Source organism: Neorhizobium sp. S3-V5DH (assembly GCF_004343065.1).
GTDB classification, from domain to species: Bacteria; Pseudomonadota; Alphaproteobacteria; order Rhizobiales; family Rhizobiaceae; genus Neorhizobium; species Neorhizobium huautlense.
In genome coordinates, this window is sequence record NZ_SMCL01000001.1 from 400,521 (window position 1) to 425,023 (window position 24,503).

Here is a 24,503-nt window from a genome sequence, read left to right on the forward strand (position 1 = left end):
GTCAACTACAGGATATTGAATGATCATTTCGCACGAAAAACCCGCGGAGCTGGACAAGGATTGGTGGCGTGGGGCGGTCATCTATCAGATTTATCCGCGGTCCTTCCAGGATTCGAACGGCGACGGCATCGGTGACCTGAAGGGTATCACTGCGCGCCTACCGCATGTCGCCGCGCTCGGGGCCGATGCGATCTGGATATCGCCGTTCTTCCCCTCACCCATGAGGGACTTTGGCTACGATGTCTCGAACTACACCGATGTCGATCCGATGTTCGGGTCGCTCTCCGACTTTGACGGTCTGATCTCGGAAGCCCATCGGCTTGGCATCAAGGTGATGATCGATCTTGTGATGTCCCACAGCTCCGACCAGCATCCATGGTTCATCGAGAGCCGGTCCAGCCGCTTCAATCCCAAGGCCGACTGGTATGTCTGGGCCGATGCAAGACCGGATGGAACGCCGCCGAACAACTGGTTGTCGATCTTTGGTGGATCCGCCTGGGCCTGGGATCCGACGCGCATGCAGTATTACATGCACAACTTCCTGACATCGCAGCCGGACCTCAACCTTCACAATCCGGAAGTACAGGATGCGCTCCTGGACATGACCCGTTTCTGGTTGTTGCGCGGCGTCGATGGTTTCCGTCTGGATACGATCAACTTCTATTTCCACGACAAGGAACTGCGCGACAACCCGGCGCTTGATCCCTCGCGGCGCAATGCATCCACTGCACCGGCAGTAAACCCCTATAACTTCCAGGAACATGTCTACGACAAGAACCGGCCTGAAAACCTGGAATTCCTGAGACGCTTCCGCGCCGTGCTTGATGAGTTTCCGGCGATCGCCGCTGTCGGTGAGGTCGGCGACAGCCAGCGGGGCCTTGAGATCGTTGGCGAATATACCTCCGGCACCGACAAGATGCAGATGTGCTATGCGTTCGAGTTCCTGGCGCCGGATCCGCTGACGCCTGCGCGTGTCGCAGAAGTGCAGAACGCCTTCTCGGTCGCCGCGCCGGACGGCTGGGCATGCTGGGCCTTCTCGAATCACGACGTCGTGCGTCACGTCAGCCGCTGGGGCCACGATCTTCTCGACCGCGACGGCTATGCAAAGATGTCCGCTGCGATCCTCATGACCCAGCGTGGCTCCGTCTGCATCTACCAGGGCGAGGAATTGGGCCTCACCGAGGCAGATATCGCCTATGCCGATCTGCAGGATCCATACGGCATTCAGTTCTGGCCGGAATTCAAGGGGCGGGATGGTTGCCGCACCCCCATGGTGTGGGACGCACAGGCGTTGCAGGCCGGTTTTTCGACCGCCGAGCGAACCTGGTTGCCCATCCCCGTCGAACATCAGCTCCGCGCCGTCGGCGCCCAATATGGCGACCCCGCTTCCGTGCTGGAGCAGTACCGTCGCTTTCTGGCGTTCCGCAAGCAGCACCCGGCCTTTGCAAAGGGCGATATCGCCTTCCTGCCGGAAGATGGGCCGGTGCTCGGCTACAAGCGGCAGTACGGTAACGAGACCGTGCTTTGCCTGTTCAATATGAGCCCAAGCGAGACCTCGACGGAATTGCCTATCGGCGACTGGGAGATTTTGACGGGGCATGGATTTGAAAGCGGCCTCGAAGGCCGACGCATCGAACTACCGGCCTGGGGGGCGTTCTTCGCCCGCCACGCCTAACAAAAACGGGAGGGAAACATGGCTGGTGTCGTGCTTAAGGATATCCGCAAGGCCTATGGTCAGGTGAAGGTGCTGCACGGCATCGACCTTGACATCAAGCAGGGCGAGTTCGTGGTTTTCGTCGGCCCCTCGGGCTGCGGAAAATCCACGCTGTTGCGGATGATCTCCGGTCTCGAGAGCATCACAGGCGGGGAAATGTTTATCGACAATCAGTTGGTGAACGAGGTTCCGCCTTCGCGCCGCGGCATTGCCATGGTTTTCCAATCCTACGCGCTTTATCCGCACATGACGGTTTACGACAACATGGCCTTCGGCATGCGGATCGCCAAGGAAAGCAAGCAGGAGATCGACCGTCGCGTCCGCTCGGCTGCCGACATCCTGCAGCTCACGCCCTATCTCGACCGGTTGCCGAAGGCGCTCTCGGGCGGGCAGCGGCAGCGCGTGGCGATCGGCCGGGCCATCTGCCGCAATCCGAAGGTCTTCCTGTTCGACGAGCCGCTCTCCAATCTGGACGCTGCCCTTCGGGTGGCAACCCGCATCGAGATCGCCAAACTCAACGAGGCGATGCCGGATACCACGATGATCTACGTCACCCACGACCAGGTGGAGGCGATGACGCTTGCGGACCGTATCGTTGTACTCTCGGCCGGGCGTATCGAACAGGTGGGGGCACCGCTCGAGCTTTACGAGCGTCCCCACAACCTCTTCGTCGCGCGGTTCATCGGCTCGCCGGCGATGAACATCATTCCTGCAACGATAACCGAGACTGGCGAGACCACCACCGTATCATTGAGGGGCGGCAAGTCGGTGCGTCTCCCGATCACCACTGCCGCTACTGAAAAAGGCAGGGCTGCAAGCTTCGGCGTGCGCCCGGAGGATCTTTCGATCGCGACTGGCGAGGAATATCTTTTCGAAGGGCAGGTCTCGATCGTCGAAGCTCTTGGCGAAGTAACCTTGCTTTACATTGAGGGGCTTGCCGACCAGGAACCGATTATCGCCAAGATTCCCGGAATTCTGAATGCGAAGAAGGGGAACGCTATGCGCTTTGCCGCCGACCCTACGAAGCTGCACCTTTTTGATGCAGAAGGTAAGAGCTATCGGAAATAAGGGATAAGCCGCCGTTTACTATAAACCACCGAGCGTTGTTGGGAATTGTTCTGGATTGAGACTTCAAAACGCTCTGTTAAATTTCACCGGCTAGCCTTCTTCTCATAAACGAAGGAGGGATGTCGTGGGTGCGGCTCCAAAAAACAAAAATCACTTTTTGAGTAAGGAAGAGTCTTTCATGTACGACCGGGAAGCCCGGTTCAAGATGGAAGACACGATGAATGCGGCGCGCATCGAATATACGGAAAAAGGCGTGATGAACATGGCGCAGCGCCGCTGCGACGTGTTGCGCATTTCCCAGAGCAGCGCCGTTATCGGCATCCTGACCCAGTACAATCTGCCTCAGCAGTTTTACCTGGATATTCCGGATGCGCGGATCACCAAGGTCGGCTGCCTGTTGATGCGCACTAATGCCAACAACACGATCGAAGTCCGTTTCCTGCGCCTTCTCACGCAGAAGGAGATGGACCGGATTTTCGTGTTTTCGACCCATCCCAACCATCGCGACCGGACGCTCGACATCCGATCCTGGTGAAGTCGGAAATTTTCGATGGGCGGCTCTGGCCGCCCATTCATTTATGCAAACACGCTTGCACCCTGGTCCGCGTGACCGACATTGCGGCGGAATGCGGCGAAGAGCTCTCGGCCCATGCCGAACTCGTTGCCCGAAAGGTCGGCGACAACAGGCGTCCGCGCTTCAAACTCGCCCGCATCCACCAGTACCTCCAGCGTACCTGCGACGGCGTCAAGCCGGACCATGTCTCCGTCCTTGATCTTGGCGATGGGTCCGCCGTCGGAAGCTTCCGGGGTAATATGGATCGCCGCCGGCACCTTGCCCGAGGCACCTGACATGCGCCCGTCAGTCACGAGCGCCACCTTGAAGCCGCGGTCCTGCAGCACGCCCAGCGGCGGCGTAAGACGATGGAGTTCCGGCATGCCGTTTGCTTTCGGCCCCTGAAAGCGGACGACTGCGACAAAATCCTTGTTGAGTTCGCCGCGCTTGAAAGCGTCCTGCAGCCCCTGTTGGTCATGGAAAACAATGGCCGGCGCTTCGACGATGTGGCGCTCCGGCTTTACCGCGGAAATCTTGATGACGGCCTTGCCGAGATTGCCGGTCAGCATCTTCAGCCCGCCGGTGGACTGGAAAGGTGTCTCTATGGTCGACAGAACTTTCTTGTCTCCACTTTCGGCCGGTGCCGGCTCCCGCACCACCTGGCCTTGAGCATCGAGTTTCGCTTCGACGGTATAGGCATCGAGGCCGTGGCCGAAGACGGTGCGAACGTCGTCATGCAAGAAGCCTTGCTTCAGGAGCTGCTTGATGAGGAAGCCCATGCCTCCGGCGGCGTGGAAATGGTTCACGTCCGCCAGACCGTTCGGATAGACGCGGGCGAGCAGGGGGACGACATCCGAAAGGTCGGAGATGTCCTGCCATGTCAGGTGAATGCCGGCCGCGCGCGCCATGGCGACGAGGTGGAGCGTGTGGTTTGTCGAGCCGCCGGTGGCGTGCAGGCCAACGACGCCATTGACCACCGAACGTTCGTCGATCATCTCGCCGGCTGGTGTGAATTCATTGCCGAGGGCGGTGATGGCGAGCGCCCGCTTGGCGGCTTCTCGAGTCAATGCTTCGCGCAGCGGCGTACCCGGATTGACAAAGGAAGCGCCGGGCATGTGGAAGCCCATGATTTCCATCAGCATCTGGTTGGAGTTTGCGGTGCCGTAGAAGGTACAGGTGCCGGGGCCGTGATAGGACTTCGACTCGGCGTCGAGAAGTTCTGCGCGGCCGACCTTGCCTTCCGCATAGAGCTGCCGGATGCGCGACTTCTCGTCGTTCGGTAGACCCGAAGTCATAGGGCCTGCCGGAATGAAGACGGAGGGCAGGTGGCCGAAGCTCAGCGCTGCGATCACCAGGCCGGGTACGATCTTGTCGCAGATGCCGAGGAAGACTGCTGCGTCGAACATGTTGTGGGAAAGGCCGATGCCGGCCGCCATGGCGATCGCATCCCGCGAGAACAGCGATAGTTCCATGCCCGGCTGCCCTTGGGTGACACCGTCGCACATAGCCGGCACGCCGCCCGCAACCTGCGCGATCCCGCCTGCCTCCCGGGCGGCTTCCCGGATGATCGGCGGGAAGATCTCGTAGGGCTGGTGGGCGGAGAGCATGTCGTTATAGGCTGTGATGATGCCGAGGTTCGGAACGACGTCGCCCGCGAGCGCATCCTTTTCGGCGGGGGAACAGACCGCAAAACCGTGTGCGAGATTGCCGCAGGAGAGTGTCGACCGGTGCGGGCCTCGCGATGCCGCTCGCCGGACGCGGTCGAGATAGGCCTCACGGTGCGGCTTTGATCGTTCTACGATGCGGGCGGTGATAGCCTCGATGCTGGAATGGGCGGCCATGGGTGTTGTCCTCATCCGTCAAGCCCGGCTTGGGAATGGCGAAAGCCGACCGGGATTGCTCCTGTTGAAAATCCTGCGCCTTTACGGCGCCCAGTAGATCTCTAGCGGCGACGCAGCGTGATTGAGCACGGCGCGGATTGGCATCTCCGCTTCGTCGGAACCGGCCTTCGCCTTTTCCAGCACGTCCCGCTTGCCCTGACCTTCGATATGAAGGACCAGGAAACGCGCGTCCGAAAGGCTTGCAAAGGAGAAGGTCAACCGCTCCTCGCCAGCACCTTCCGCCTCCATGGTCAGAACGCCGCGAGGGCCAGAAAGATCGAGCGCTTTCGTGAGATTATTGCCGTGCGGGAAGAACGAGGCCGTATGGCCATCGGTTCCCATGCCGAGGATGGCGACATCGAAAGGATTTCCAATGCCCGCCGTCTTATCTGTTGCCGCGACCGCAGCTTCGTCGATTGAGGGTCGATCATAATAAAGCGGGATGAACTTCGCCGTCGCAGCCTTGTCCTTCAGGAGATGCGTCGCGACCAGAAGATGGTTGGAGCGCGGATTGTCGGCCGGTACGAAACGCTCGTCGACCAGAGTGACCGTGACCTTGCTCCAATCGATATCGCGCGCCGACAGCGTCTCGAAGAACTTTTTCGGTGTGGAACCGCCAGAGACTGCGATGGACGCGATCCCCCGTTCGCGGATCGCGGCGGCCAGGCGTGCCGCAACCTCGTCCGCCAGGGCGGCAGCAAGTGTTGCGGCATCGGGAAAGTCATGCAGGTTCGCGGTCATTGCCCGGTCTCGCCCTTCCTATCGTCAGCCTTCGTGCCAGGTGCGGTGATCCCGTTCTATCAACGCGATCGCTTGGCTGGGTCCCCAGGTTCCGGCGGTATAGCCCTGCACCTGCTGGCCGGTTGCTTCCCAACCCTTGAGGATCGGGTCGACCCAGCGCCACGCGGCTTCCACCTCGTCACGGCGCATGAAAAGGGTCTGGTTGGAGCGGATCGTGTCCATCAGGAGCCGCTCATAGGCGTCGGGATTGCGAACCGCGAACGCTTCCGCAAAGCTCATGTCGAGCGAAACCTCGCGAAGCCGCATTCCGCCGGGACCTGGGTCCTTAATCATCAATGATTGCTTCACCCCCTCATCCGGCTGCAAGCGGATGATCAGCTGGTTTGCGGCAATTCGGCCCGCAGCATTGTCGAAGATATTGTGTGGGATCGGCTTGAAGGTGATGACGATCTCGGAGACGCGGTTCGCGAGCCGCTTGCCTGTACGGATATAGAAGGGCACGCCGGCCCAGCGCCAGTTGCCGATCTCGGCCTTTATGGCCACGAATGTCTCGGTATTGGAGACGCCGCCTTCCAGCTCGTCGAGATAGCCCTTAACGGGGCCGCCGGCTGAAGCGCCCGCGCGGTACTGGCCTCGCACCGTGAATTGTTCGACATTGGCTTCGGTGATCGGCTTCAGCGCCCGTAGCACCTTGAGCTTTTCGTCGCGCACCGATTCCGAATTCATCGAGGAAGGGACTTCCATGGCGACAAGGCAGAGAAGCTGCAGGATATGGTTCTGAACCATGTCGCGCAGCGCGCCGGCCGTATCGTAATAACCGGCGCGGCCTTCGAGCCCGACAGCCTCCGCAACCGTGATCTGCACGTGATCGATATGCTCGGCATTCCACAACGGCTCGTAGAGCGCGTTGGCGAATCGCAGCGCCATCAGGTTCTGCACCGTCTCCTTGCCGAGATAGTGGTCGATACGGAAGATCTGCTCTTCGCGGAAAACCTTGCCGATCGTATCGTTGAGTTCGAGCGCTGAGGCGAGATCGCGGCCAATCGGCTTTTCCACGACGATCCGGGTTGCTTTCGTGATTAGCTTGTGGTCGCGGATTTTTTCGGAAATTGCTCCGAAGATGCCGGGCGCAACGGCGAGATAGAAAACGCGCACCCGTTCTTTTCCATCATCGATGAGCTTCTTGAGCGCATCCCAGCCCTGATCGGACTTGGCATCGATCGAGACGTAGTAGAGCCGCTGGCAGAACTTTTGAACTTCAGCCTCGTCGTATTCGCCCTTCTTCAGGTGCTCCTTCAATGCGTCCTGAGCAAATTTTCGATAATCTTCGTGTGAGAGATTGCTGCGGGAAGCGCCGATGATACGGGTTGGTTCCGTAAACTGACCCTCCACCTGACGGTGGTAAAGGGCCGGCAGGAGTTTGCGCTCTGCGAGGTCGCCGGTTCCGCCGAACACGACGCAATCAAAGGCTTCGACTGGGATGATCTGGCTGCTCATCTCTGTTCTTTCGTCCTGGATGGTTGGGGGCATACTTAATCTAATCGATTTAAAAAGGCTAGCCCGAATTGATGTTGAGGACCTCGTAGGGTCGCTTGCTTGTCAGAGCCTGTCGCGCAGCGCAAACCACGTGAGGGCCAGAAAAAGCAACGGCGTTCGCATATGACGCCCGCCTGGAAAGGCGGGAACATCCAGTGCGGCAAGTTGATCCAGTTCGGTCGCATTGCCGGAAATCATGTCAGCATAGAGCTTGCCACAATAGTTTGACAGCATGACGCCGTGACCGGAATAACCGCCGATCGAGGTCACACCCGGCATGACTTCGCGCACGAAAGGCTGGCGCGGCATCGTGATTCCCACATTGCCGCCCCATGCATGCGTGATCGCAATGTTTTTCAGGCTCGGATAGGTGGCGATGATTTGCTGGCGGATGGCCTGCGCAGTATCTTTCGGGTCGCGAGAGGAATAGACCTCGCGCCCTCCGAACAGGAGACGGTTGTCGCGCGACTTGCGGAAATATCTCACGACGAATCGCGAATCGGCCACCGCCTCGCCGCCCGGAATGACCGTTGGAAAATCATCGAGCGGTTCCGTGGCTGCGATGAAGGAGCCGATCGGCATGATATGTGCGGACGTGACAGGTTCCAGTTCGCCGACATAGGCGTTTGTGGCGATCAGCACCCGGCCGGCCGTCAACGTCCCGGACGGTGTATCTACCTTGATCTTTCCGCCGCTCTGCCGGATGGCCGTTGCCTTCGTCATTTCGTGGATCTGAGCGCCGGCCGACCTGGCAACGCTCGCAAGACCGATCAGCAGCTTCAGGGGATGAATGTGGCCTGTGCCCGTATCCCGGACGCCGCAGTGATAATCCCCGGTGCCGAGCCGTTCTGCGGTTTCCCTGGCGTCCATGAACGAGATATGGGGATAGGCGTAACGTTCCGCGGCAATCTCGGCATTCGCACGATATTCCCTCTCGTGTCCCGGCTTGTGGGCGACATTCATCTGCCCCGGCATGTAATCCATGTCGATGCCGTGAACATCGGCAAAATCGAGAAGATGGCGCTTGGCATGCTCCGCCATATCGAAGAGCGCCTTCGAGCGTTCATAGCCCAACTCCTTCTCGAATTCTTCCGGCCACCAGCGCTGGCCGGTGCCCATCTGCCCCCCATTGCGTCCCGAAGCGCCGTCGCCGAGGCGATATGCCTCGATCAGGGTGGTGGAAATACCGCTCCTGGCGAGGTTGTAGGCGGCCTGAAGCCCGGTATAGCCGCCGCCGACGATCGCGACATCGACCGTCTTCGATTCGTCGAGGGCGGGATAGGTCGGTCGTTCGCCAACGGTTGCCTGATACCAGGAAACCCCCGGCGCTATCGGGCTCTGCCACTTGTCCAAAACACCAGCCCTCACACGTTGAGAAGCAGGAATTCCCGCTCCCACGGGCTGATGACCTGCATGAAGGTCTCAAATTCCCCACGCTTGACGCCCGCATAGAGGCCTATGAACTCGGGGCTGAAGACCTGCGCCAGGGCTGGTTCTGATTCCAGCAACGATACGGCTTCGAGCAGGCCACGAGGCAGATCGATCGAGCCTTCGTTGGCCGTATCTTCCGTGGGCGGCGCCGGCTCAATCCCGTTCATGATGCCGAGCAGGCCGCAGCCGAGCGACGCCGCGAGCGCCAGATAAGGATTGGCGTCCGAGCTCGGCAGTCGGTTTTCGACGCGGCGGGCGTTCGCGTCCGAAACTGGCACACGGAAGGCGGTGGTACGATTATCGTAGCCCCAGGCATTGTTGACCGGTGCCGACATGTCGGGCGTCAGGCGGCGGTAGGAGTTCACATAGGGAGCCATCATGGCGAGCGTCTTGGGCACATAAGTCTGCATGCCGCCGATGAAGTGGAAAAATTCCTTCGAGGCGGAGCCGTCCGGGTTCGAGAAGACGTTCTTGCCGGTTTTGATGTCGACCACCGACTGGTGGATGTGCATCGCCGAACCCGCCTGGCCCTGCATCGGTTTGGCCATGAAGGTGGCGTAAATCCCGTGCTTCAGGGCTGCTTCGCGGATCGTCCGCTTGAACATGAAAACCTGGTCGGCGAGTTCGATCGGATCGCCATGGCGCAGGTTGATCTCGAGTTGCGCCGGACCTTCCTCATGAATGAGGGTGTCGATCTCCAACCCCTGCTTTTCGGAAAAGTGATAGATGTCGTCGATCAGCTCGTCGAATTCATTGATGCCGGCAATCGAATAACCCTGGCCACCGAGGATCGAACGGCCCGACCGGCCTTTCGGCGGGTGCAGGGGATAGTCAGGGTCGTCGTTTTTGGCGACAAGGTAAAATTCGATTTCCGGGGCTACGACAGGTTTCCATCCGCGTTCTTCGTAAAGCCTAACAATGTTCTTCAACACATTGCGCGGCGTGTAGGCCACAGCCTTGCCATCCGTATCGACGATATCGCAGATCACCTGCGCCGTCGGGTCCGTCTCCCACGGAACGACCGCGAGAGTGGACAGATCAGGCATCAGCTTCAGGTCGCTGTCCCGCGGCTCGTAACGGAAAGTGCCGGTTTCTTCGGGATATTCACCTGAGATTGTGTGGCGGTAAAGGGCGGAGGGCAGCGCAAGCGAAGTATTCGACGTGAATTTCGAAGATGGCATCATCTTGCCGCGCGGAACGCCGGCCAGATCGGGTGTGATGCATTCGACATCCTCGATCCCCCGCGCTCTCAGCCACGCGGTGGCCTCCCGCCAGTCCGCCACGCCTCGAAGGGAGGTGAGCGTCGGTTGGGCAGCGGCTGCTTTGAGCACGGTGCCGGTTGCGGGGGCGGGATTGGCTTTTTTGCGCGGCATGACACACCGGAGTGAGGTTGATCGAAGTTCCCATCATAGCCACGGATTGGCGCTTGGCGAGGGGGCGTCATTGACTTTGGCGCCGGGGATGGCGAAGAGCCAACGGGGAAACGATGGAGCGCCGGGTGACGCGAAAATTCGACGTGGTGATTTTGGGCGCAGGCGCCGCAGGGATGATGTGCGCGATCCGAGCCGGAGCCCGCGGACGTTCGGTCCTGTTGCTCGACCATGCGAAGGCGCCGGGGGAGAAGATCCGCATCTCCGGCGGCGGGCGATGCAACTTCACCAACATCCATGCCAGCGCCAGGAATTATCTGTCCTCCAATCCGCATTTCGCCAAGTCGGCGTTTGCCCGCTACACGCCGCGCGATTTCCTCGACATGGTCGAGGCGCACAAGATCGGCTGGCATGAGAAGACGCTCGGGCAGCTCTTCTGCGACGAAAGCGCCAAAGATATCATTCGCATGCTGCTCATCGAAATGCAGGCGGCAGGAGTGGTCCTCGAACTGCAGAAGCAGGTCACTTCGATCGAAAAGACTCCGGATGGCTTTCGCATCGCAACGTCTGAAGGTGCCGTGGAAGCAGCAGCACTCGTCGTTGCGACGGGCGGCAAATCGATTCCGAAGATGGGGGCAACCGGCTTTGCCTACGAGATTGCGAAACAGTTCCGCCTGAAGGTCATCGAAACACGTCCGGCGCTCGTGCCGCTGACGCTCGACCCGAACCTGTTGGAGAGACTGTCGCCGCTATCCGGCGTCTCGGTGGCGGCGGAGGTACGACACGGCAAGACGGCTTTCCGGGAAGCGCTGCTGTTTACTCATCGCGGCCTGAGTGGCCCTTCCATCCTGCAGATATCCTCCTTCTGGCGGGAAGGAGACGACATCACCCTGGTGATCGAACCGGACCTGGATGTTGCGTCCATGCTTAAAGCAGCGCGCAAGGTCAACGGCAGGCAGGCTGCGCAGACGGTGCTTGCAGAAGCTTTGCCCAAACGGCTGGCGCAATTTTTTGTCGAGACGAGAGGCGTGACGGGACATCTGGCGGATCTTTCGGACAAGGCGATCGCAGGGCTTGCCGCTGCAATACAGAATTGGACGATCCGGCCTGCCGGTTCGGAAGGTTACAGGACGGCGGAGGTGACCCTTGGCGGCGTCGATACATCCGAACTGGATTCCAGGACCATGCAGGCGAAGGCGGTGCCCGGTCTCTATTTTATCGGCGAATGCGTTGATGTGACCGGCTGGCTCGGCGGTTATAATTTCCAGTGGGCCTGGGCATCAGGCCATGTTTGCGGGGAAGCATTGTCGTAGTGCGTGATTCAGCACTTCTTAATATACCTCCCTCATCCTGCCTTAATGCCAGCAAAATCCTGTGGTTAAGAGCTGGTATACGCAGCCTGTCGGGTCGCGGCAGGACGTCGAGAGCAACCGTTTTTGGGGTTCAGGATTCATGCAGAAAACCCGCCGTGCCCGCGCAATTGCAATCGCACTCGTCAAGGACGACGCCAGGCAGAAGCGGTTGCGGCTTCTGGTGATCTCGATCGGGGCTATGGCAGCTCTTCTTTCCCTTCCGGCGTTTTTTCACTAATCGCTTGAAAGCAATTTAAAGAAGCTGGCTCTCCGCAGCCATTGCTCTGCATGACTCACTGAAGCGGTGTCGCATCTTGAATTCCACTGGTTCAGTAAAATTTTAAAGATTGCTCATAATAATCCGACTGTCTTTATCCCACAGGGAAGGCTTGGGGCATGTCGAGATTTTTTCCATCGTCCGTCGTATCGCGGATCGCCTTCTTCTGTCTGTTCATGATCTTCGTCGCGATTGCCGCGGTTGGCGGTCTCGCCTACGTGCATCTGCGCGGCGATATCATGGAAACGGCGAAAGCAGATGCCCATAAGGCGGTTCGCACCATGAGCCTGCTCTACGAGCTTGAGCTGCCCGGCGCCAAGAGCGAAATCCGCGACGGTTTCGTTTCCCGCGTGCTTCAGGGGGATGGAGTTCTGAGTGACCATGACCTGGTGGACCGTACGGCCGGAGCTATCGGTGGCGTTGCTACCCTCTTCGAAAAGCGCGGCAGCGATTATGTTCGCGTCTCCACCAACGTGAAAACGGAGAAGGGCGAACGTGCTATCGGCACCAAGCTTGCCGCGGAACACCCGGCGCAGCCGTTCCTTGCCCGCGGTGAAGCCTATTTCGGCCCGGCCGTCTTGTTCGGCCGCGATTTCATGACCGGCTATTTTCCGATTACCAACGCCTCCAATGCCGTTACAGGCCTCCTGTTCATTGGCATCCCCATGGAGGTCTACTTCGATCACATCGCCTCCTCGGCTTATGTCATTGTCGGCAGTTCGGTTGCTGCACTCGTCCTGATCGGCTTTGTGAGCTTCTTCACGCTGAGGAGCTTGCTCCGCCCGCTCGGTGTACTGACCAGCACGGTCCGCACGCTCTCCGGCGGAAATGATGCGGTCGAGATCCCTTATACCGCGCGCCGCAACGAGTTCGGCAACATCGCTCGTGCGCTGGAAGTGTTCCGCGACGCAGCCCGCGAAAAACGGCTCATCGAAAGTCGAAGCGTGGAGGAGCGCAGCGAAGCAGAGGCGGAACGTCGCCGGAGCGATGAGGAAAAGCAACGTGTCGATCAGCAGATCGATATTGCGGTCAGCGAGCTGGCGGCGGCTCTATCCCGCTTGGCGCAGGGCGATCTCTCGACCACGATCGAGACTGTTTTCTCAGGCAGGCTTGAACAACTGCGCAACGACTTCAACGGCTCTATCGTCCGGCTACGCGATACTCTTTCCGATATCCGCGAAAGCACGCTCTCCATCCAAAAGAGCAGTGCCGGTCTCAGCCATTCATCGACCGAACTCTCGCGCCGAACCGAAACCCAGGCAGCCTCGCTGGAAGAGACCGCTGCCGCAGTGGACCAAATCACGGTAACGGTGCGGTCTTCGGCCGAGCGTGCCCGCGAAGCCAATCACGCCGTTTCGGAGACCAAGAAGAGCGCCGACAATTCCGGCACCGTGGTCAACAACGCAGTCGCCGCCATGGGGCGTATCGAGGAGGCCTCGCGGAAAATCGAACAGATCATCGAGGTGATCGACGATATCGCCTTCCAGACCAACCTCCTTGCGCTGAATGCCGGGATCGAGGCAGCGCGCGCAGGCGAGGCCGGCAAGGGCTTTGCCGTCGTGGCTCAGGAGGTCCGCGAGCTTGCCCAACGATCCGCCGGAGCGGCGAGCGAGATCAAGGATCTGATCACGCAGTCAAGCCAGGAAGTAAGCTCCGGGGCCGGTCTGGTACAACAGGCGGGTGCGGTGTTGGCGGCCATCAGTCAGCAGATCACCGGCGTCAGCCAACATGTCGATATGATCGCAACCGCAAGCCAGGATCAATCGGCGGCCCTGCAGGACATCAACAACTCGGTCAACCGTATGGATCAGATGACCCAGCAGAACGGCGCAATGGTCGGCGAAACCACCGAGGCGAGCCGCCGTCTTGCCGAAGAGGCCGACGCCCTGCTTCAACTTGTTCAGCAGTTCCGCATCGACGGCGTAAAGCATTCGCGCCCGCAGGCTTCCCGGGCGGCTTGAGGTTTCTTGTCGGAAATCCGTGGGGCGGCAGCGATGCCGCCCTTTCTTGTTTTCAGTCTAGCGACCAGGTCGGCCACCCCGGAGATCCAGCTGGGGGCGAGTGAACCGAACTGCTCGTAATAGGCGTCCTCAGCCTGCCGGCTGTCACCTTTCGCAGCGGGATAGATTGGGCGGGAAAGAATGAGGGCGACGACATTCTCATACATCGGGAATTTCTCCTCTAGAAAAGCCGTCTCCTCCTCTAAACATAAAAAAGTGCTTCTTATAGAGAAAAAACCGCATTATGTTTTTCACTGATGAAAAACATAACTTGGGACGCTTACGAGCTTTTTATGCAGGTGGCCCGCCACGGAGGACTGTCGGGAGCTTCCGCCGTCAGCGGCCTCAGCCCCGCAACCCTTGGCCGTCGCATGCTCGATCTGGAGGAAGCGGTGGGGCGATCTCTCTTCGTCCGCAGTCGCACGGGTTACCGTCTGACATCCGATGGTTCGACCCTGTTTTCGCAAATCATGGAAATGGAGGGCACGATCCGGCGGATCGAGAGCTGGAAGCACAAAGGCGTGACTGCTCCTCTCGTCCGTGTGGCATGCGGCACCTGGCTTGCCTGGATCTTTACCCGCAACCTGTCTCTCATCCGTACGGATGAGGACAATTTTCGCCTCGACTTTTATGTGGCGGAGCGGCGGGCGAGCCTCGCGCACCGGGAAAGCGATATCGGCATTCGCGCCTTTGAACCGCAGGAGCCGAACCTGGCAGCAACGAAGCTCGGCGATGTTGCCTATGCCGCCTATCGTGCCCGAAGCGCGCACCCCTCCATGGCGGACCGATGGCTTGCAGTTTCGGAGGAGGACGCCATTTCCGCTTATCTGCGCTGGCCGCATGAAGAGCGGGCCGATCAGATCGTGGTTACCGTGAACCGGCCGCGCTCCCTGCGCGACCTCGCGCTTGCCGGTGCCGGCACTGCGGTTCTTCCCTGTTTCGTGGGCGATCAGGATATGCGCCTGGAGCGGGTGGGAGACGAGATCGCCAGCCTTCGCCACACTCAGTGGGTGGTCATGAACAACGACGATCGCCACCGCCGGGAAATCCGGGCGGTGGTCGATCGCATGGTGAGGTTCGTCAAAGGCAATTCAGACCTCTTTGCCGGTAAACGTCCTTAGTTACTGGATGCGGTTCGTCACGATGACGGGGATCATCAGGTCTCCCCAATGGCCGTCTCCGCCGTGGTGCCGGGCAGACCGGACGAGCTCGACAGAAACGCCCGCCTCGACCGCCTTCATGATGGAATGGTTCAGGCGATGCAGATCGTTGGCGAGTGTACGGATCGCCGCCTGCTGTTCTGGTGTCATGGCGGAGGACTGTTCCTCGGCGCGTTCCTTGACATGAGTCTTGACTGGGGCTTGGATCGTCATGGCATTTCTCCTCTTTTTTGATCGGGGTTTTTGAAAGGCCCTGCCCTCCGAGAAGGGCAGGGAGTTTGGCCATTATTCAGCCGCGGGGCGGAACTGGTCGTGCTCGGTGGATTCCTTCATTGCGGTGGTGGACGAGAGGCCGCCGGTGATCGCCACGGAGACGGCATCGAAATAGCCGGTGCCGACCTCGCGCTGGTGCTTGGTCGCGGTGTAGCCGTTGACCTCCGCCGCGAATTCCGCCTCCTGCAACTCCGAATAGGCCGCCATCTGCCGGTCCTTGTAGCCGCGGGCGAGTTCGAACATGCCATAGTTCAGCTGGTGGAAGCCGGCGAGCGTGATGAACTGGAACTTGTAGCCCATCGCGCCGAGCTCACGCTGGAATTTGGCGATCGTCGCGTCGTCCAGGTTCTTTTTCCAGTTGAACGAAGGCGAGCAATTGTAGGCGAGCATCTTGCCGGGATGCGCCTTGTGGACGCCTTCAGCAAATTTGCGCGCCTGCTCGAGATCCGGCTTCGAAGTTTCGCACCAGATGAGGTCACAATAGGGTGCATAGGCCACCGCGCGAGCGATGCAGGGCTCAAGCCCGTTGCGGACCTGATAGAAGCCTTCGACGGTGCGGCCGGCGTCGTAGTCCACGAAGGGTTGGTCGCGCTCGTCGATGTCAGAGGTCAAAAGCTTTGCTGCTTCGGCATCCGTGCGGGCAATGACCAGTGTCGGCGTGCCCATGACGTCGGCTGCAAGACGTGCTGCAGTCAGGTTGCGGATATGGGCGGCGGTCGGGATCAGAACTTTGCCGCCGAGATGGCCGCATTTCTTTTCCGAAGCCAGCTGGTCTTCATAATGAACGCCGGCAGCGCCAGCCTCGATGAAGGCCTTCATGATCTCGAAGGCATTGAGCGGGCCGCCGAAGCCGGCCTCCGCATCCGCAACGATCGGAGCAAACCACGTTTCGACCGAAAGGCCCTTACCTTCGGCAGTTTCGATCTGGTCGGCACGCTGCAGCGTGCGGTTGATACGACGGGCCAGCTCCGGTGCAGCATTGGCCGGATAAAGCGATTGGTCCGGATACATGGCGGATGCCGTATTGGCGTCGGCCGCGACCTGCCAGCCGGAGAGATAGATTGCCTTCAGTCCAGCACGAACCTGCTGCATGGCCTGGTTGCCGGTCATGGCGCCGAGCGCGTTGACGAAGTCCTCGTTGTGGAGCAACGACCAGAGACGGTTGGCGCCCAATTCCGCCAGCGAATAACGGATATCGGCCGAGCCGCGCAGCCGTTTTACGTCGTCAGCCGAATAGGGGCGCTGAATACCCTCGAAGCGGTCCTTCGGTGCTCCTGGAACGAGTGTGTAAAAATCTGTCATTGTCATTCTCCCAAACAAAGTAACCACTGCGCTCAACCGCGTTCTGGTGTGACTAGATTTACAGAAGGGAATGCTGCACCGCCAGAAAAGAAGCAAAATTGGCGTTTGAAAAAGGGTTAGGATGTGTTGCTTTTCACAAACGGCTCTGTGAAGATGTCAAAACAGTAAAAGCGGCAGTTGTCTGGATTTTGTAAAAGAGGCCAAATTGGCAGAACGGAAGATATTCGCAGGTCCCCGGGTCCGGCGGGTGCGGCTGGGGCTCGGACTGACCCAGACGGCGATGGCGGACGCTCTGGGCATTTCGCCCTCCTATCTCAATCTGATCGAGCGAAACCAACGGCCGTTGACGGTCCAGCTCCTCTTGAAGCTTGCTTCCGTCTACAAAGTCGATCTTGACGCCTTGCAGGGGGAGGCAGGCGGATTGGCGAGCCAACTCCGCGAAGTTTTCGCCGATCCGCTGTTGGTTGGTGAAATTCCCGGCGATCAGGAAATCATCGAGGTTGTCGAAGCAGCCCCCAATGCAGCGTTGGGCCTGATGAAACTCTACCGGGCCTATCGCGAGCAGGCGGCGCGGCTTTCCGATCTCGCCGACCTTCTTGCCCGCGAGGGGCATGAAACCTCGATCGCGGGTGCACGTCTTCCGATCGATGAGGTACGCGAGGTTCTGGAGCGACGGCCCAACTTCTTCATGCGGATCGAGAACGCGGCTGAGGCCTTTGCAGCAAAGCTGGGCATCGGCGACGAACTGCCGGGCGCGTTGAAGGCCTGGCTGAAGAGTGAGCATGGCATCGTGGTGCGCGCGCTTCCCGTTCATGCCATGCCGAACCTGCGCCGCCGTTATGACCGCCACTCGATGCGTCTGTTCCTGTCCGAGCGCCTCTCGCCTTTCGAACGCACCCGTGAGCTCGCAATGGAAGTGGCCTTGCTGGCGCTCGGGCAGGAAATTGCAGCCGAACTCGATGCACTGGCCTTCTCGACCAACGAAGCGCGCCGGATTGGAAGATTCGAACTCGCCCGTTATGCCGCCCATGCGCTGATGATGCCCTATGACGCATTCCTGTCGGCGGCACAACGCGCCCGCTACGACCTCGATGTGCTGCGGTCCCGTTTTGAAGTTTCCTTCGAGCAGGCGGCCAGCCGCTTGACATCGCTTGCGCGTGCGGGTGCTGCCGGCATCCCGTTCTTCCTGATGGAGGTTGATCATGCGGGGAATGTGATCCGCCGCGCCGGGGCGCAGGGTTTTCCCTTGGCACGTTTCGGCGGGCACTGTCCGAAGCTCGGCATTCACGCCGCGTTTGCCCAGCCTGGACAGATCCTGGTCGACCGGGTCGAAATGCCTGATAGCGCTGCGTTTGTCACGATTTCGCGAACGCTTGATGGCCCCCAGGCCGGCTTCGGCGAGCGTGTCCGGCGCACGGCCGTTCTGCTGGGTTGCGACTTGTCCAATGCAGGTGATGTTGTCTACGACGGCGCATTGCCAGGGCCGATGGGAACGGTGCTCGCCGGCACGGCCTGCCGCCTTTGCGAGCGGCAGGGTTGCCTCTCCCGTGCCGAGCCACCGATCACCCGCCCGCTCGGTCTGGACGAAATGGTCACCGGCTTGAGCGCCTTCGATTTCCAGTGACCTTTGTGGCGGTGCACATTTCCCCTTGTGGTGGGAAAAATTCCTTTCTACTCTCCCGAAAAAGATAAGGGAATTAAGCGCCTTTCGCATTCGCGCAGAAAAAACTGGAACAGGAGAGATCATGAAAAGCCATTTGCTCAGCTTAGCCGCCGCCGTTGCTGCGACGGCATTTGCCGCGACCGCAGCCATGGCGCAGGAGCGCGTGGTTCATGTCTATAACTGGTCCGACTATATCGACGAGTCGATCCTGGAAGACTTTACCAAGGAAACCGGCATCAAGGTCGTCTATGACGTCTTCGACAGCAACGAGATGGTCGAGACCAAACTTCTCGCCGGCGGCTCGGGTTATGATGTAGTTGTTCCGACCGGCCCATTCCTGGCTCGCCAGATTCAGGCCGGAGTATTCCAGAAGCTCGACAAATCGAAGCTGCCGAACCTCCCCAATATGTGGCCGCAGGTGATGGAGCGCCTCGCCAAATACGACCCCGGCAACCAATATGCCGTCAACTATATGTGGGGCACCACCGGCATCGGCTATAACGTCGAGAAGGTAAAGGCTGCGCTGGGAGACGTGCCGGTCGACAGCTGGGACGTACTTTTCAAGCCTGAAAACGCAGCAAAATTGAAGTCTTGCGGGATCAACATCCTCGACGCGTCCGACGAGACCTTTGCGATTGCGATGAACTACATCGGCAAGGATCCGGACAGCAAGGAGACGGCCGACCTGGAAGCGGGTGGCGACGTCTATATGAAGGTCCGCCCCTATGTGAAGACCTTCAATTCGTCGGCCTATATCGATGAACTCGCGAACGGAGACACCTGCATTTCGATCGGTTGGTCGGGCGATGTGCTGCAGGCCAAGGATCGGGCCGAGGAAGCGAACAACGGCGTGAAGGTCGAGTTCGTGATTCCGAAGGAAGGGACCTATATGTGGTTTGACAACCTGGCCATTCCCGCAGACGCCAAGAATGTCGAAGAAGCCCATGCGTTCATCAACTACCTGATGAAGCCCGAAATCATCGCCAAGGCATCGAACTACGTTCAGTATGCAAACGGTAATCTTGCGTCTCAGAAGTTCCTCGACAAGGAGGTTCTCGAAAACCCTTCCGTCTATCCGCCTGAGGATGTCGTCAAAAAGCTCTTCACGATTTCGCCCTATGGCGCCAAAGAACAGCGCGTGCTGAACCGGGTCTGGACGCAGATCAAGACCGGCAGCTGAGACAAGAGAGCGGGGCAGGCGGAAGCGTCTGCCTCGAATGCTATCGGGCTGTGGTGGGCGAAACGGGGTAAGGCATGGCGAAGTCTCTTGGGCCGGTAAAACGCAAATTCTCTCCCTGGACCGATCCTTCGGCCGTTCCTTTCATCCGCTTCGAAAACATCACCAAGCGCTTTGGTGATTTTACCGCCGTAGACAATCTGACGCTGGATATCTACGAGCGCGAATTCTTTTCCCTCCTAGGTCCTTCGGGCTGCGGCAAAACCACGCTGATGCGTATGCTGGCCGGTTTCGAGGAGCCGACGGAGGGTCGCATCCTGCTTCAGGGCAAGGATATTTCCGGTGTGCCGCCCTATCGCCGGCCCACCAACATGATGTTCCAGAGCTACGCGCTCTTCCCGCACATGACGGTTGAAAAGAACATCGCCTTCGGGCTGGAGCAGGACAATCTGCCGAAAGGTGAGATTGCGGCTCGGGTCGAGGAAATGCTGAAGCTCGTAAAACTCGAGCCCTTCGCCAGACGCAAGCCGAACCAGCTTTCCGGCGGCCAACGCCAGCGCGTTGCTTTGGCCCGCTCGCTCGCCAAGCGTCCTAAAGTGCTGCTTCTCGACGAGCCGCTCGGCGCCCTGGACAAGAAGCTGCGCGAGGAAACGCAGTTCGAGTTGATGGACATCCAGACCAATCTCGGGCTCACCTTCCTGATCGTCACCCACGACCAGGAGGAGGCGATGACCGTATCGGATCGGATCGCCGTCATGGACAAGGGCGTGATCATGCAGGTGGCGACGCCGGCAGAGATTTACGAAGCCCCGAACAGCCGCTATGTCGCGGACTTCATCGGCGACATCAATATTCTCGAAGGCACCGTTTCCACCACCGAAAGCGCGCTCGGAGCGCCGGGAACAGTGCGGATCGATTGCGATGGCGTTTCCGTTGCCGTCGAGCAGGAATGCCAGGCCGTGAAAGGCGACAGAGTTGCCTTCGCGATCCGCCCCGAAAAGGTACGGATATCCCCGGATCAACCGACGGATACGTCCTTCAATGCCGTCTATGGCGAAGTCTGGGATATCGGCTATCTCGGCGACTTTTCGGTCTTCCTTGTCAAGATGGCTGACGGCCGCATCGTTCGTGCAGCGCAGGCAAACGTATCGCGCCTGGTCGATCGGCCGATTACGTTTGGCGACATGGTCTGGCTCACTTGGCCGCTCGATGCCGGCCTTGTGTTGACGCGCTGACCAAGGAGGAGGGGGAGATGGCGAGCGTTTCGGAGACACAAGCCGCCAATACGCCCAACCCGGCGCGCTGGTTCGTTGTCGTCGTGCCCTATCTTTGGCTGCTGCTGTTTTTCACGGCGCCGTTCCTCATCATCTTCAAGATCTCGCTGTCGGACACGGCTATTGCTATGCCGCCCTATACACCGGTCTTTCCCGGCTTTGGCGCGATCAGCGGCTACATTTCGAAGCTGGATTTTGAAAATTATCTCTTCCTTACGGAGGATCCCCTCTACATCAAATCCTATCTGTCCTCGCTGAGGATCGCGGTGATCTCCACCTTCCTGCTGCTCCTGATCGGCTATCCCATGGCGCTCGCCATGGCGCGGGCGCCGATCACGCTCAGGCCGACCCTCGTCATGCTGGTCATCCTGCCGTTCTGGACCTCGTTCCTGATCCGTGTTTATGCCTGGATCGGCATCCTGAAGCCTGACGGCCTCATGACACTACTTCTTCAGACGATCGGCCTCCTGGAGCCGAACGAGCAGGTCCAGATTTTCAGGACCGACATCGCCGTCTTTATCGGTATCGTCTATTCCTATCTGCCGTTCATGGTCCTGCCGCTTTATTCGGCGCTGGAGAAGATGGACAATACGCTACTGGAAGCCGCGAGCGATCTTGGTTGCCCGCCGTGGAAGGCATTCTGGAAGATCACCTTTCCGCTGTCGCTGCCGGGCGTCATTGCCGGGTCGATGATCTGCTTTATTCCAATTACGGGTGAATTCGTGATCCCCGATCTCTTGGGAGGTGCCGACACGCTGATGATCGGCAAGACGCTCTGGACGGAATTCTTCGGCAATCGCGACTGGCCGCTCGCCTCGGCCGTGGCCGTGGTCCTGCTGATCATGCTGGTCGTGCCGATCATGATTTTCCAGAACCAGCAGAAGAAGGTCGTGTGAGATGAAATCGTCCCGTTTCGACGCCACCGTCCTGACGCTCTGCTTCGCCTTTCTCTATATCCCGATTATCATTCTGGTCGTTTATTCGTTCAACGCATCCAAGCTGGTGACGGTCTGGGGCGGGTTTTCGCTGCAGTGGTATCGCACCATGTGGTCCAACGAGGGGCTGATGGATGCAGCCTGGGTAACAGCGCGTGTCGGCGTCCTTAGTGCGACCCTGGGCACTGTGCTTGGAACGCTCGCTGCCCTGTCCCTTGTCCGTTTCCAGAAGTTCCCCGGCAGGATGCTGTTTTCCGGCATGATCTACGCGCCGCTCGTCATGCCGGAAGTGATCACCGGTCTGTCCATGTTGCTCCTCTTCGTGGCGCTGAATATCGACCGCGGCTTCTGGACGGTCACCATCGCTCATACGACCTTCACGATGTGTTATGTCGCGATTGTCGTTCAGTCGCGCCTTATGACCTTTGATCGCAGTTTGGAAGAGGCAGCACTCGATCTCGGCTGCCCGCCCGTCAGGACCTTTTTCAAGATCACCCTGCCGCTGATCCTGCCCGCTGTAATCGCCGGCTGGATGCTCGCCTTCACGCTGTCGCTCGACGATCTGGTGATCGCGAGCTTCAACACCGGCCCGGGCGCGACGACGCTGCCGATCAAGATCTATTCGCAGGTGCGTCTGGGTGTAACACCGGAGATCAATGCGATCTGCACCATCCTGATCGGTTTTGTGACCATCGGCGTGATTCTCGCCTCGATCAGCACCAAGCGAACCGAACTGCGGCGTATCCGCGATGAGCATGTCGCCCTGCGGGGTACGACCTGATCGGGAGCAGGGAGCTCTGTTCGCGGGCTTACTCCGCCGGTTTTGGCGCGGTCTCCGAAACTGGCCAGATCACCGGATTGGGCCAGGATCCTCCAATGAAAACGGTCAGCTGTGCTGGGTCATCGGCTGCCGGGCGAATGGTCGCGGAAAGCGCAAGGCCATTGCTGGCATAAGGTACCACCCCGGAAATCGCCAACGTACCGTCGCTGCCGGTGATCTTTCCATCGTGGATCTCGGCCGAGCCATGGGCGATGCGCGCAGCCAGGTCGATGCTGTCGAACTGCAAATTGCCATTGCTGGCCTCGCTCAGAGAGAAATACTGCTTTTGAGTTGCGAGCTGCCTGACACTTGCGATGTTGATGCCGGGAAGAAAACCCTCTCCTCCGCGCAAGCGGAAATTCCCCTCTGCCTCGCGCCACGCCTGGGGGTTTATCGGCCGGCGGATGTTGAGCGACAAATCCAGGGAGCCGTGGGTCATGGGCAACGGGCCGCCAAGGCCCAGATTCTTGATGATATTGCCGAAATCGGCGCCCTGCACGGCAATATGGAGGGCCATCTCGTCCTGCCGGTCGATGCCTGCGGTGGCAAGGCGCCCGGTCAGCCGGCCGGTTTCGAAATCGCTGTCGACGATGTCCACCCGTGACTGGTGCGGCGTGTCCAGCACGCTTATGGCCGCCTGGGAAAGATGGAGAGGCCCCAGCACTGCCTGCTCCGCCGAAAGCCGCAGGTCGAATTCTATTCCTGTTTGCAGGTTGTTGTTTTTACTTGCTTCATCGGCGGCCGGTGTCAGTACATCTAGGATTCCGGACAAATCCAGGCGATCAAACGCGAGCGTCCCGGTAAGCCGCGGTAACCGATCTTCGGGAACCATCAGATCCAGGATGCCTGTTGCCTTATCGTCGTTGAGGCCGAGCGACAGGTTCTCGAAGCGCAGCGTGTTGTCGTTAGTGACGAGACGCGCATTCAGCGAGAGGCGTTTAATGCGCTCGGCGCCTGCAAAATTTACCCCCGACCATGCCATGACGGTTGGCAGGTCCGGAATGGTCAATTCGGCATCGCCGGATAGGAAAGCATGTGTCGCAAGGTTGGCGACGCCTTGGAAACGCCCCTGAAACAGCTCGGATACGATAGCCCCGGATGCGTTTCCGCTTCTGCCAGCGAGGAGAAGGAGAGGTTGCGTCGAATTGAAGTCCACTGAAATCTTGCGGCCGTTGATCTCGCCCTTGGCTTTGATCTCCATGCCGCGGGAAAGCCAGGGCCAATTGAGATCGCCATCGATGGCCGTAAATCGTAGGGTACGGCCGCTCGAAACGTCGGATATTTCGAGAATTCCATTGGTGATGCGGACCTCTCCCATCGGAGCGTCGGCGTCTGCGGCGAGCTGCTGGCCGCTGGCATTGGGCTTTGCTTCCCTTACCGCCCGGCTCAACAGCCCGTCATTTGCCCAATCAAGCCGACCGTCCGGCTCTCGCAGAACGTAGATTTGTGGATCGGTGAGGCGGAAATCCTTGAATTCCGGCTGCCCGATCAGGGTTTGAAGAAGGTCGAACGAGGCGGACAGACGCGCGACGCGGCCAAGGACCCGTTCGCGGCCATCAACCGGTTTGCGGATCGTGATGTCGCGGAGAGTGATCCTCGGCTTAGGCCAGAACCGAATGTCCGGAGATCCTTCGATCGTAACGTCGTGGCCCGTCCATTCGGCGACGGCCTGTTCCATGCCTGCCCGCACCAGGCTCGAGGAGATCAGGAAGGGGGCGATGATTTGGAAAAGGGCAAAGAGCCCCAAACCTGTGAGGACCCCGATCAGCAGACCGCGGATCCGCCGGCTGAGCGGGCGCTTCAGGTGTCTTGGCAGATTTTTGATCCCCACGGTCAGCATGTCCAACGCGAATATAGGAAATGCCAAGATCGCGCAAATCCGCACTTTCTTGGCCGGCAATCCTCTTTATCATGCAGTGCAGCATGCTATACAGGCCAGGGCAATTCAGCTTGAATTCAAGCCTGAGCGGCCAAGGA

At 59.5% G+C, this 24,503-nt stretch carries 21 protein-coding genes; 12 read left to right on the plus strand and 9 right to left on the minus strand.

The features are described 5' to 3' along the window. Positions 1–19 precede the first annotated feature (19 nt). The 3 genes from EDE09_RS02005 to EDE09_RS02015 all read left to right on the plus strand — a co-directional run bounded on the left by EDE09_RS02005 (position 20) and on the right by EDE09_RS02015 (position 3,317). Positions 20–1,675, plus strand: a complete 1,656-nt coding sequence (locus EDE09_RS02005) for an alpha-glucosidase family protein (RefSeq protein ID WP_105370688.1) — start codon at positions 20–22, stop codon at positions 1,673–1,675. Between the two features lie 18 nt (positions 1,676–1,693). After that, positions 1,694–2,782, plus strand: coding sequence for a sn-glycerol-3-phosphate ABC transporter ATP-binding protein UgpC (gene ugpC, locus EDE09_RS02010; RefSeq protein WP_132408591.1), 1,089 nt, complete (start codon positions 1,694–1,696; stop codon positions 2,780–2,782). A gap of 178 nt (positions 2,783–2,960) precedes the next feature. Further along, on the plus strand, positions 2,961–3,317 hold the full coding sequence (locus EDE09_RS02015; RefSeq protein ID WP_105370690.1) for a hypothetical protein: 357 nt from the start codon (positions 2,961–2,963) through the stop codon (positions 3,315–3,317). A 41-nt stretch (positions 3,318–3,358) separates the two neighbouring features. Here the strand turns inward: EDE09_RS02015 and edd are convergent, their stop codons facing one another. From edd to EDE09_RS02040, 5 genes are all read right to left on the minus strand, one after another. Beyond that, positions 3,359–5,176, minus strand: coding sequence for a phosphogluconate dehydratase (gene edd / locus EDE09_RS02020; RefSeq protein ID WP_132408593.1), 1,818 nt, complete (start codon positions 5,174–5,176; stop codon positions 3,359–3,361). An 81-nt stretch (positions 5,177–5,257) separates the two neighbouring features. Continuing rightward, positions 5,258–5,956: a 6-phosphogluconolactonase gene (gene pgl / locus EDE09_RS02025; protein ID WP_105370692.1), complete on the minus strand. Its 699-nt coding sequence runs from the start codon at positions 5,954–5,956 to the stop codon at positions 5,258–5,260. Between the two features lie 24 nt (positions 5,957–5,980). Continuing rightward, entirely contained in the window at positions 5,981–7,453 is a 1,473-nt protein-coding gene (gene zwf, locus EDE09_RS02030) for a glucose-6-phosphate dehydrogenase (RefSeq protein WP_105370693.1), read from the minus strand. 102 nt (positions 7,454–7,555) lie between these two features. Next, positions 7,556–8,845, minus strand: coding sequence for an FAD-binding oxidoreductase (locus tag EDE09_RS02035; protein ID WP_132408595.1), 1,290 nt, complete (start codon positions 8,843–8,845; stop codon positions 7,556–7,558). Positions 8,846–8,856: 11 nt separating this feature from the next. Beyond that, a complete protein-coding gene (locus EDE09_RS02040) occupies positions 8,857–10,296 on the minus strand; it encodes a glutamine synthetase family protein (RefSeq protein ID WP_105370695.1) in 1,440 nt (479 codons plus the stop codon). Positions 10,297–10,421: 125 nt separating this feature from the next. On the opposite strand from EDE09_RS02040, the gene EDE09_RS02045 reads away from it, so the two are divergent. The 3 genes from EDE09_RS02045 to EDE09_RS02050 all read left to right on the plus strand — a co-directional run bounded on the left by EDE09_RS02045 (position 10,422) and on the right by EDE09_RS02050 (position 13,883). Beyond that, positions 10,422–11,606, plus strand: a complete 1,185-nt coding sequence (locus tag EDE09_RS02045; protein WP_245505053.1) for an NAD(P)/FAD-dependent oxidoreductase — start codon at positions 10,422–10,424, stop codon at positions 11,604–11,606. 139 nt (positions 11,607–11,745) lie between these two features. After that, positions 11,746–11,883 carry a hypothetical protein gene (locus EDE09_RS28040; protein ID WP_165924093.1) on the plus strand — a complete coding sequence of 46 codons (138 nt, stop codon included), beginning with the start codon at positions 11,746–11,748 and terminating at the stop codon, positions 11,881–11,883. Between the two features lie 158 nt (positions 11,884–12,041). Beyond that, on the plus strand, positions 12,042–13,883 hold the full coding sequence (locus EDE09_RS02050) for a methyl-accepting chemotaxis protein (protein ID WP_105370698.1): 1,842 nt from the start codon (positions 12,042–12,044) through the stop codon (positions 13,881–13,883). On the opposite strand, the gene EDE09_RS02055 is transcribed toward EDE09_RS02050, so the two are convergent. Further along, positions 13,823–14,089: a hypothetical protein gene (locus EDE09_RS02055; protein WP_112823815.1), complete on the minus strand. Its 267-nt coding sequence runs from the start codon at positions 14,087–14,089 to the stop codon at positions 13,823–13,825. The genes EDE09_RS02050 and EDE09_RS02055 overlap by 61 nt on opposite strands. A 90-nt stretch (positions 14,090–14,179) precedes the next feature. On the opposite strand from EDE09_RS02055, the gene EDE09_RS02060 reads away from it, so the two are divergent. Beyond that, positions 14,180–15,043, plus strand: a complete 864-nt coding sequence (locus EDE09_RS02060; RefSeq protein ID WP_105374640.1) for a LysR family transcriptional regulator — start codon at positions 14,180–14,182, stop codon at positions 15,041–15,043. Here the strand turns inward: EDE09_RS02060 and EDE09_RS02065 are convergent, their stop codons facing one another. Together EDE09_RS02065 and aceA are read right to left on the minus strand one after the other, a co-directional pair. Next, positions 15,044–15,295 (minus strand): hypothetical protein, encoded by a 252-nt coding sequence (locus EDE09_RS02065; RefSeq protein WP_105374639.1) that lies wholly within the window; start codon positions 15,293–15,295, stop codon positions 15,044–15,046. Between the two features lie 72 nt (positions 15,296–15,367). Next, positions 15,368–16,657 (minus strand): isocitrate lyase, encoded by a 1,290-nt coding sequence (aceA, locus tag EDE09_RS02070; RefSeq protein ID WP_105374638.1) that lies wholly within the window; start codon positions 16,655–16,657, stop codon positions 15,368–15,370. A gap of 205 nt (positions 16,658–16,862) precedes the next feature. Here aceA and EDE09_RS02075 point away from each other — a divergent pair, with 205 nt between their 5' ends. The 5 genes from EDE09_RS02075 to EDE09_RS02095 all read left to right on the plus strand — a co-directional run bounded on the left by EDE09_RS02075 (position 16,863) and on the right by EDE09_RS02095 (position 22,487). Continuing rightward, the gene (locus EDE09_RS02075) at positions 16,863–18,281 is read left to right on the plus strand and encodes an XRE family transcriptional regulator (RefSeq protein WP_132408599.1); all 1,419 of its coding nucleotides are present in this window, start codon (positions 16,863–16,865) and stop codon (positions 18,279–18,281) included. 121 nt (positions 18,282–18,402) lie between these two features. Continuing rightward, on the plus strand, positions 18,403–19,500 hold the full coding sequence (locus EDE09_RS02080; protein WP_112797208.1) for a polyamine ABC transporter substrate-binding protein: 1,098 nt from the start codon (positions 18,403–18,405) through the stop codon (positions 19,498–19,500). Positions 19,501–19,574: 74 nt separating this feature from the next. Beyond that, positions 19,575–20,732, plus strand: a complete 1,158-nt coding sequence (locus tag EDE09_RS02085) for an ABC transporter ATP-binding protein (protein WP_112797206.1) — start codon at positions 19,575–19,577, stop codon at positions 20,730–20,732. A 17-nt stretch (positions 20,733–20,749) separates the two neighbouring features. Further along, positions 20,750–21,667 (plus strand): ABC transporter permease subunit, encoded by a 918-nt coding sequence (locus EDE09_RS02090; RefSeq protein ID WP_132408601.1) that lies wholly within the window; start codon positions 20,750–20,752, stop codon positions 21,665–21,667. Between the two features lies 1 nt (position 21,668). After that, entirely contained in the window at positions 21,669–22,487 is an 819-nt protein-coding gene (locus EDE09_RS02095) for an ABC transporter permease (RefSeq protein WP_105374633.1), read from the plus strand. A gap of 28 nt (positions 22,488–22,515) precedes the next feature. Here the strand turns inward: EDE09_RS02095 and EDE09_RS02100 are convergent, their stop codons facing one another. Continuing rightward, positions 22,516–24,393 carry an AsmA-like C-terminal region-containing protein gene (locus EDE09_RS02100; protein ID WP_132408603.1) on the minus strand — a complete coding sequence of 626 codons (1,878 nt, stop codon included), beginning with the start codon at positions 24,391–24,393 and terminating at the stop codon, positions 22,516–22,518. Positions 24,394–24,503: the final 110 nt, after the last annotated feature.

Coding starts and splice junctions, on each gene's coding strand:
- aceA (WP_105374638.1), bottom strand. CDS start 16,657: ATGACAGATTTTTACACACTCGTTCCAGGAGCACCGAAGGACCGCTTC.
- EDE09_RS02060 (WP_105374640.1), top strand. CDS start 14,180: ATGAAAAACATAACTTGGGACGCTTACGAGCTTTTTATGCAGGTGGCC.
- EDE09_RS02065 (WP_105374639.1), bottom strand. CDS start 15,295: ATGACGATCCAAGCCCCAGTCAAGACTCATGTCAAGGAACGCGCCGAG.
- EDE09_RS02040 (WP_105370695.1), bottom strand. CDS start 10,296: ATGCCGCGCAAAAAAGCCAATCCCGCCCCCGCAACCGGCACCGTGCTC.
- pgl (WP_105370692.1), bottom strand. CDS start 5,956: ATGACCGCGAACCTGCATGACTTTCCCGATGCCGCAACACTTGCTGCC.
- EDE09_RS02085 (WP_112797206.1), top strand. CDS start 19,575: ATGGCGAAGTCTCTTGGGCCGGTAAAACGCAAATTCTCTCCCTGGACC.
- ugpC (WP_132408591.1), top strand. CDS start 1,694: ATGGCTGGTGTCGTGCTTAAGGATATCCGCAAGGCCTATGGTCAGGTG.
- EDE09_RS02050 (WP_105370698.1), top strand. CDS start 12,042: ATGTCGAGATTTTTTCCATCGTCCGTCGTATCGCGGATCGCCTTCTTC.
- EDE09_RS02015 (WP_105370690.1), top strand. CDS start 2,961: ATGTACGACCGGGAAGCCCGGTTCAAGATGGAAGACACGATGAATGCG.
- edd (WP_132408593.1), bottom strand. CDS start 5,176: ATGGCCGCCCATTCCAGCATCGAGGCTATCACCGCCCGCATCGTAGAA.
- EDE09_RS02095 (WP_105374633.1), top strand. CDS start 21,669: ATGAAATCGTCCCGTTTCGACGCCACCGTCCTGACGCTCTGCTTCGCC.
- EDE09_RS02090 (WP_132408601.1), top strand. CDS start 20,750: ATGGCGAGCGTTTCGGAGACACAAGCCGCCAATACGCCCAACCCGGCG.
- EDE09_RS02080 (WP_112797208.1), top strand. CDS start 18,403: ATGAAAAGCCATTTGCTCAGCTTAGCCGCCGCCGTTGCTGCGACGGCA.
- EDE09_RS28040 (WP_165924093.1), top strand. CDS start 11,746: ATGCAGAAAACCCGCCGTGCCCGCGCAATTGCAATCGCACTCGTCAAG.
- EDE09_RS02055 (WP_112823815.1), bottom strand. CDS start 14,089: ATGTATGAGAATGTCGTCGCCCTCATTCTTTCCCGCCCAATCTATCCC.
- EDE09_RS02005 (WP_105370688.1), top strand. CDS start 20: ATGATCATTTCGCACGAAAAACCCGCGGAGCTGGACAAGGATTGGTGG.
- zwf (WP_105370693.1), bottom strand. CDS start 7,453: ATGAGCAGCCAGATCATCCCAGTCGAAGCCTTTGATTGCGTCGTGTTC.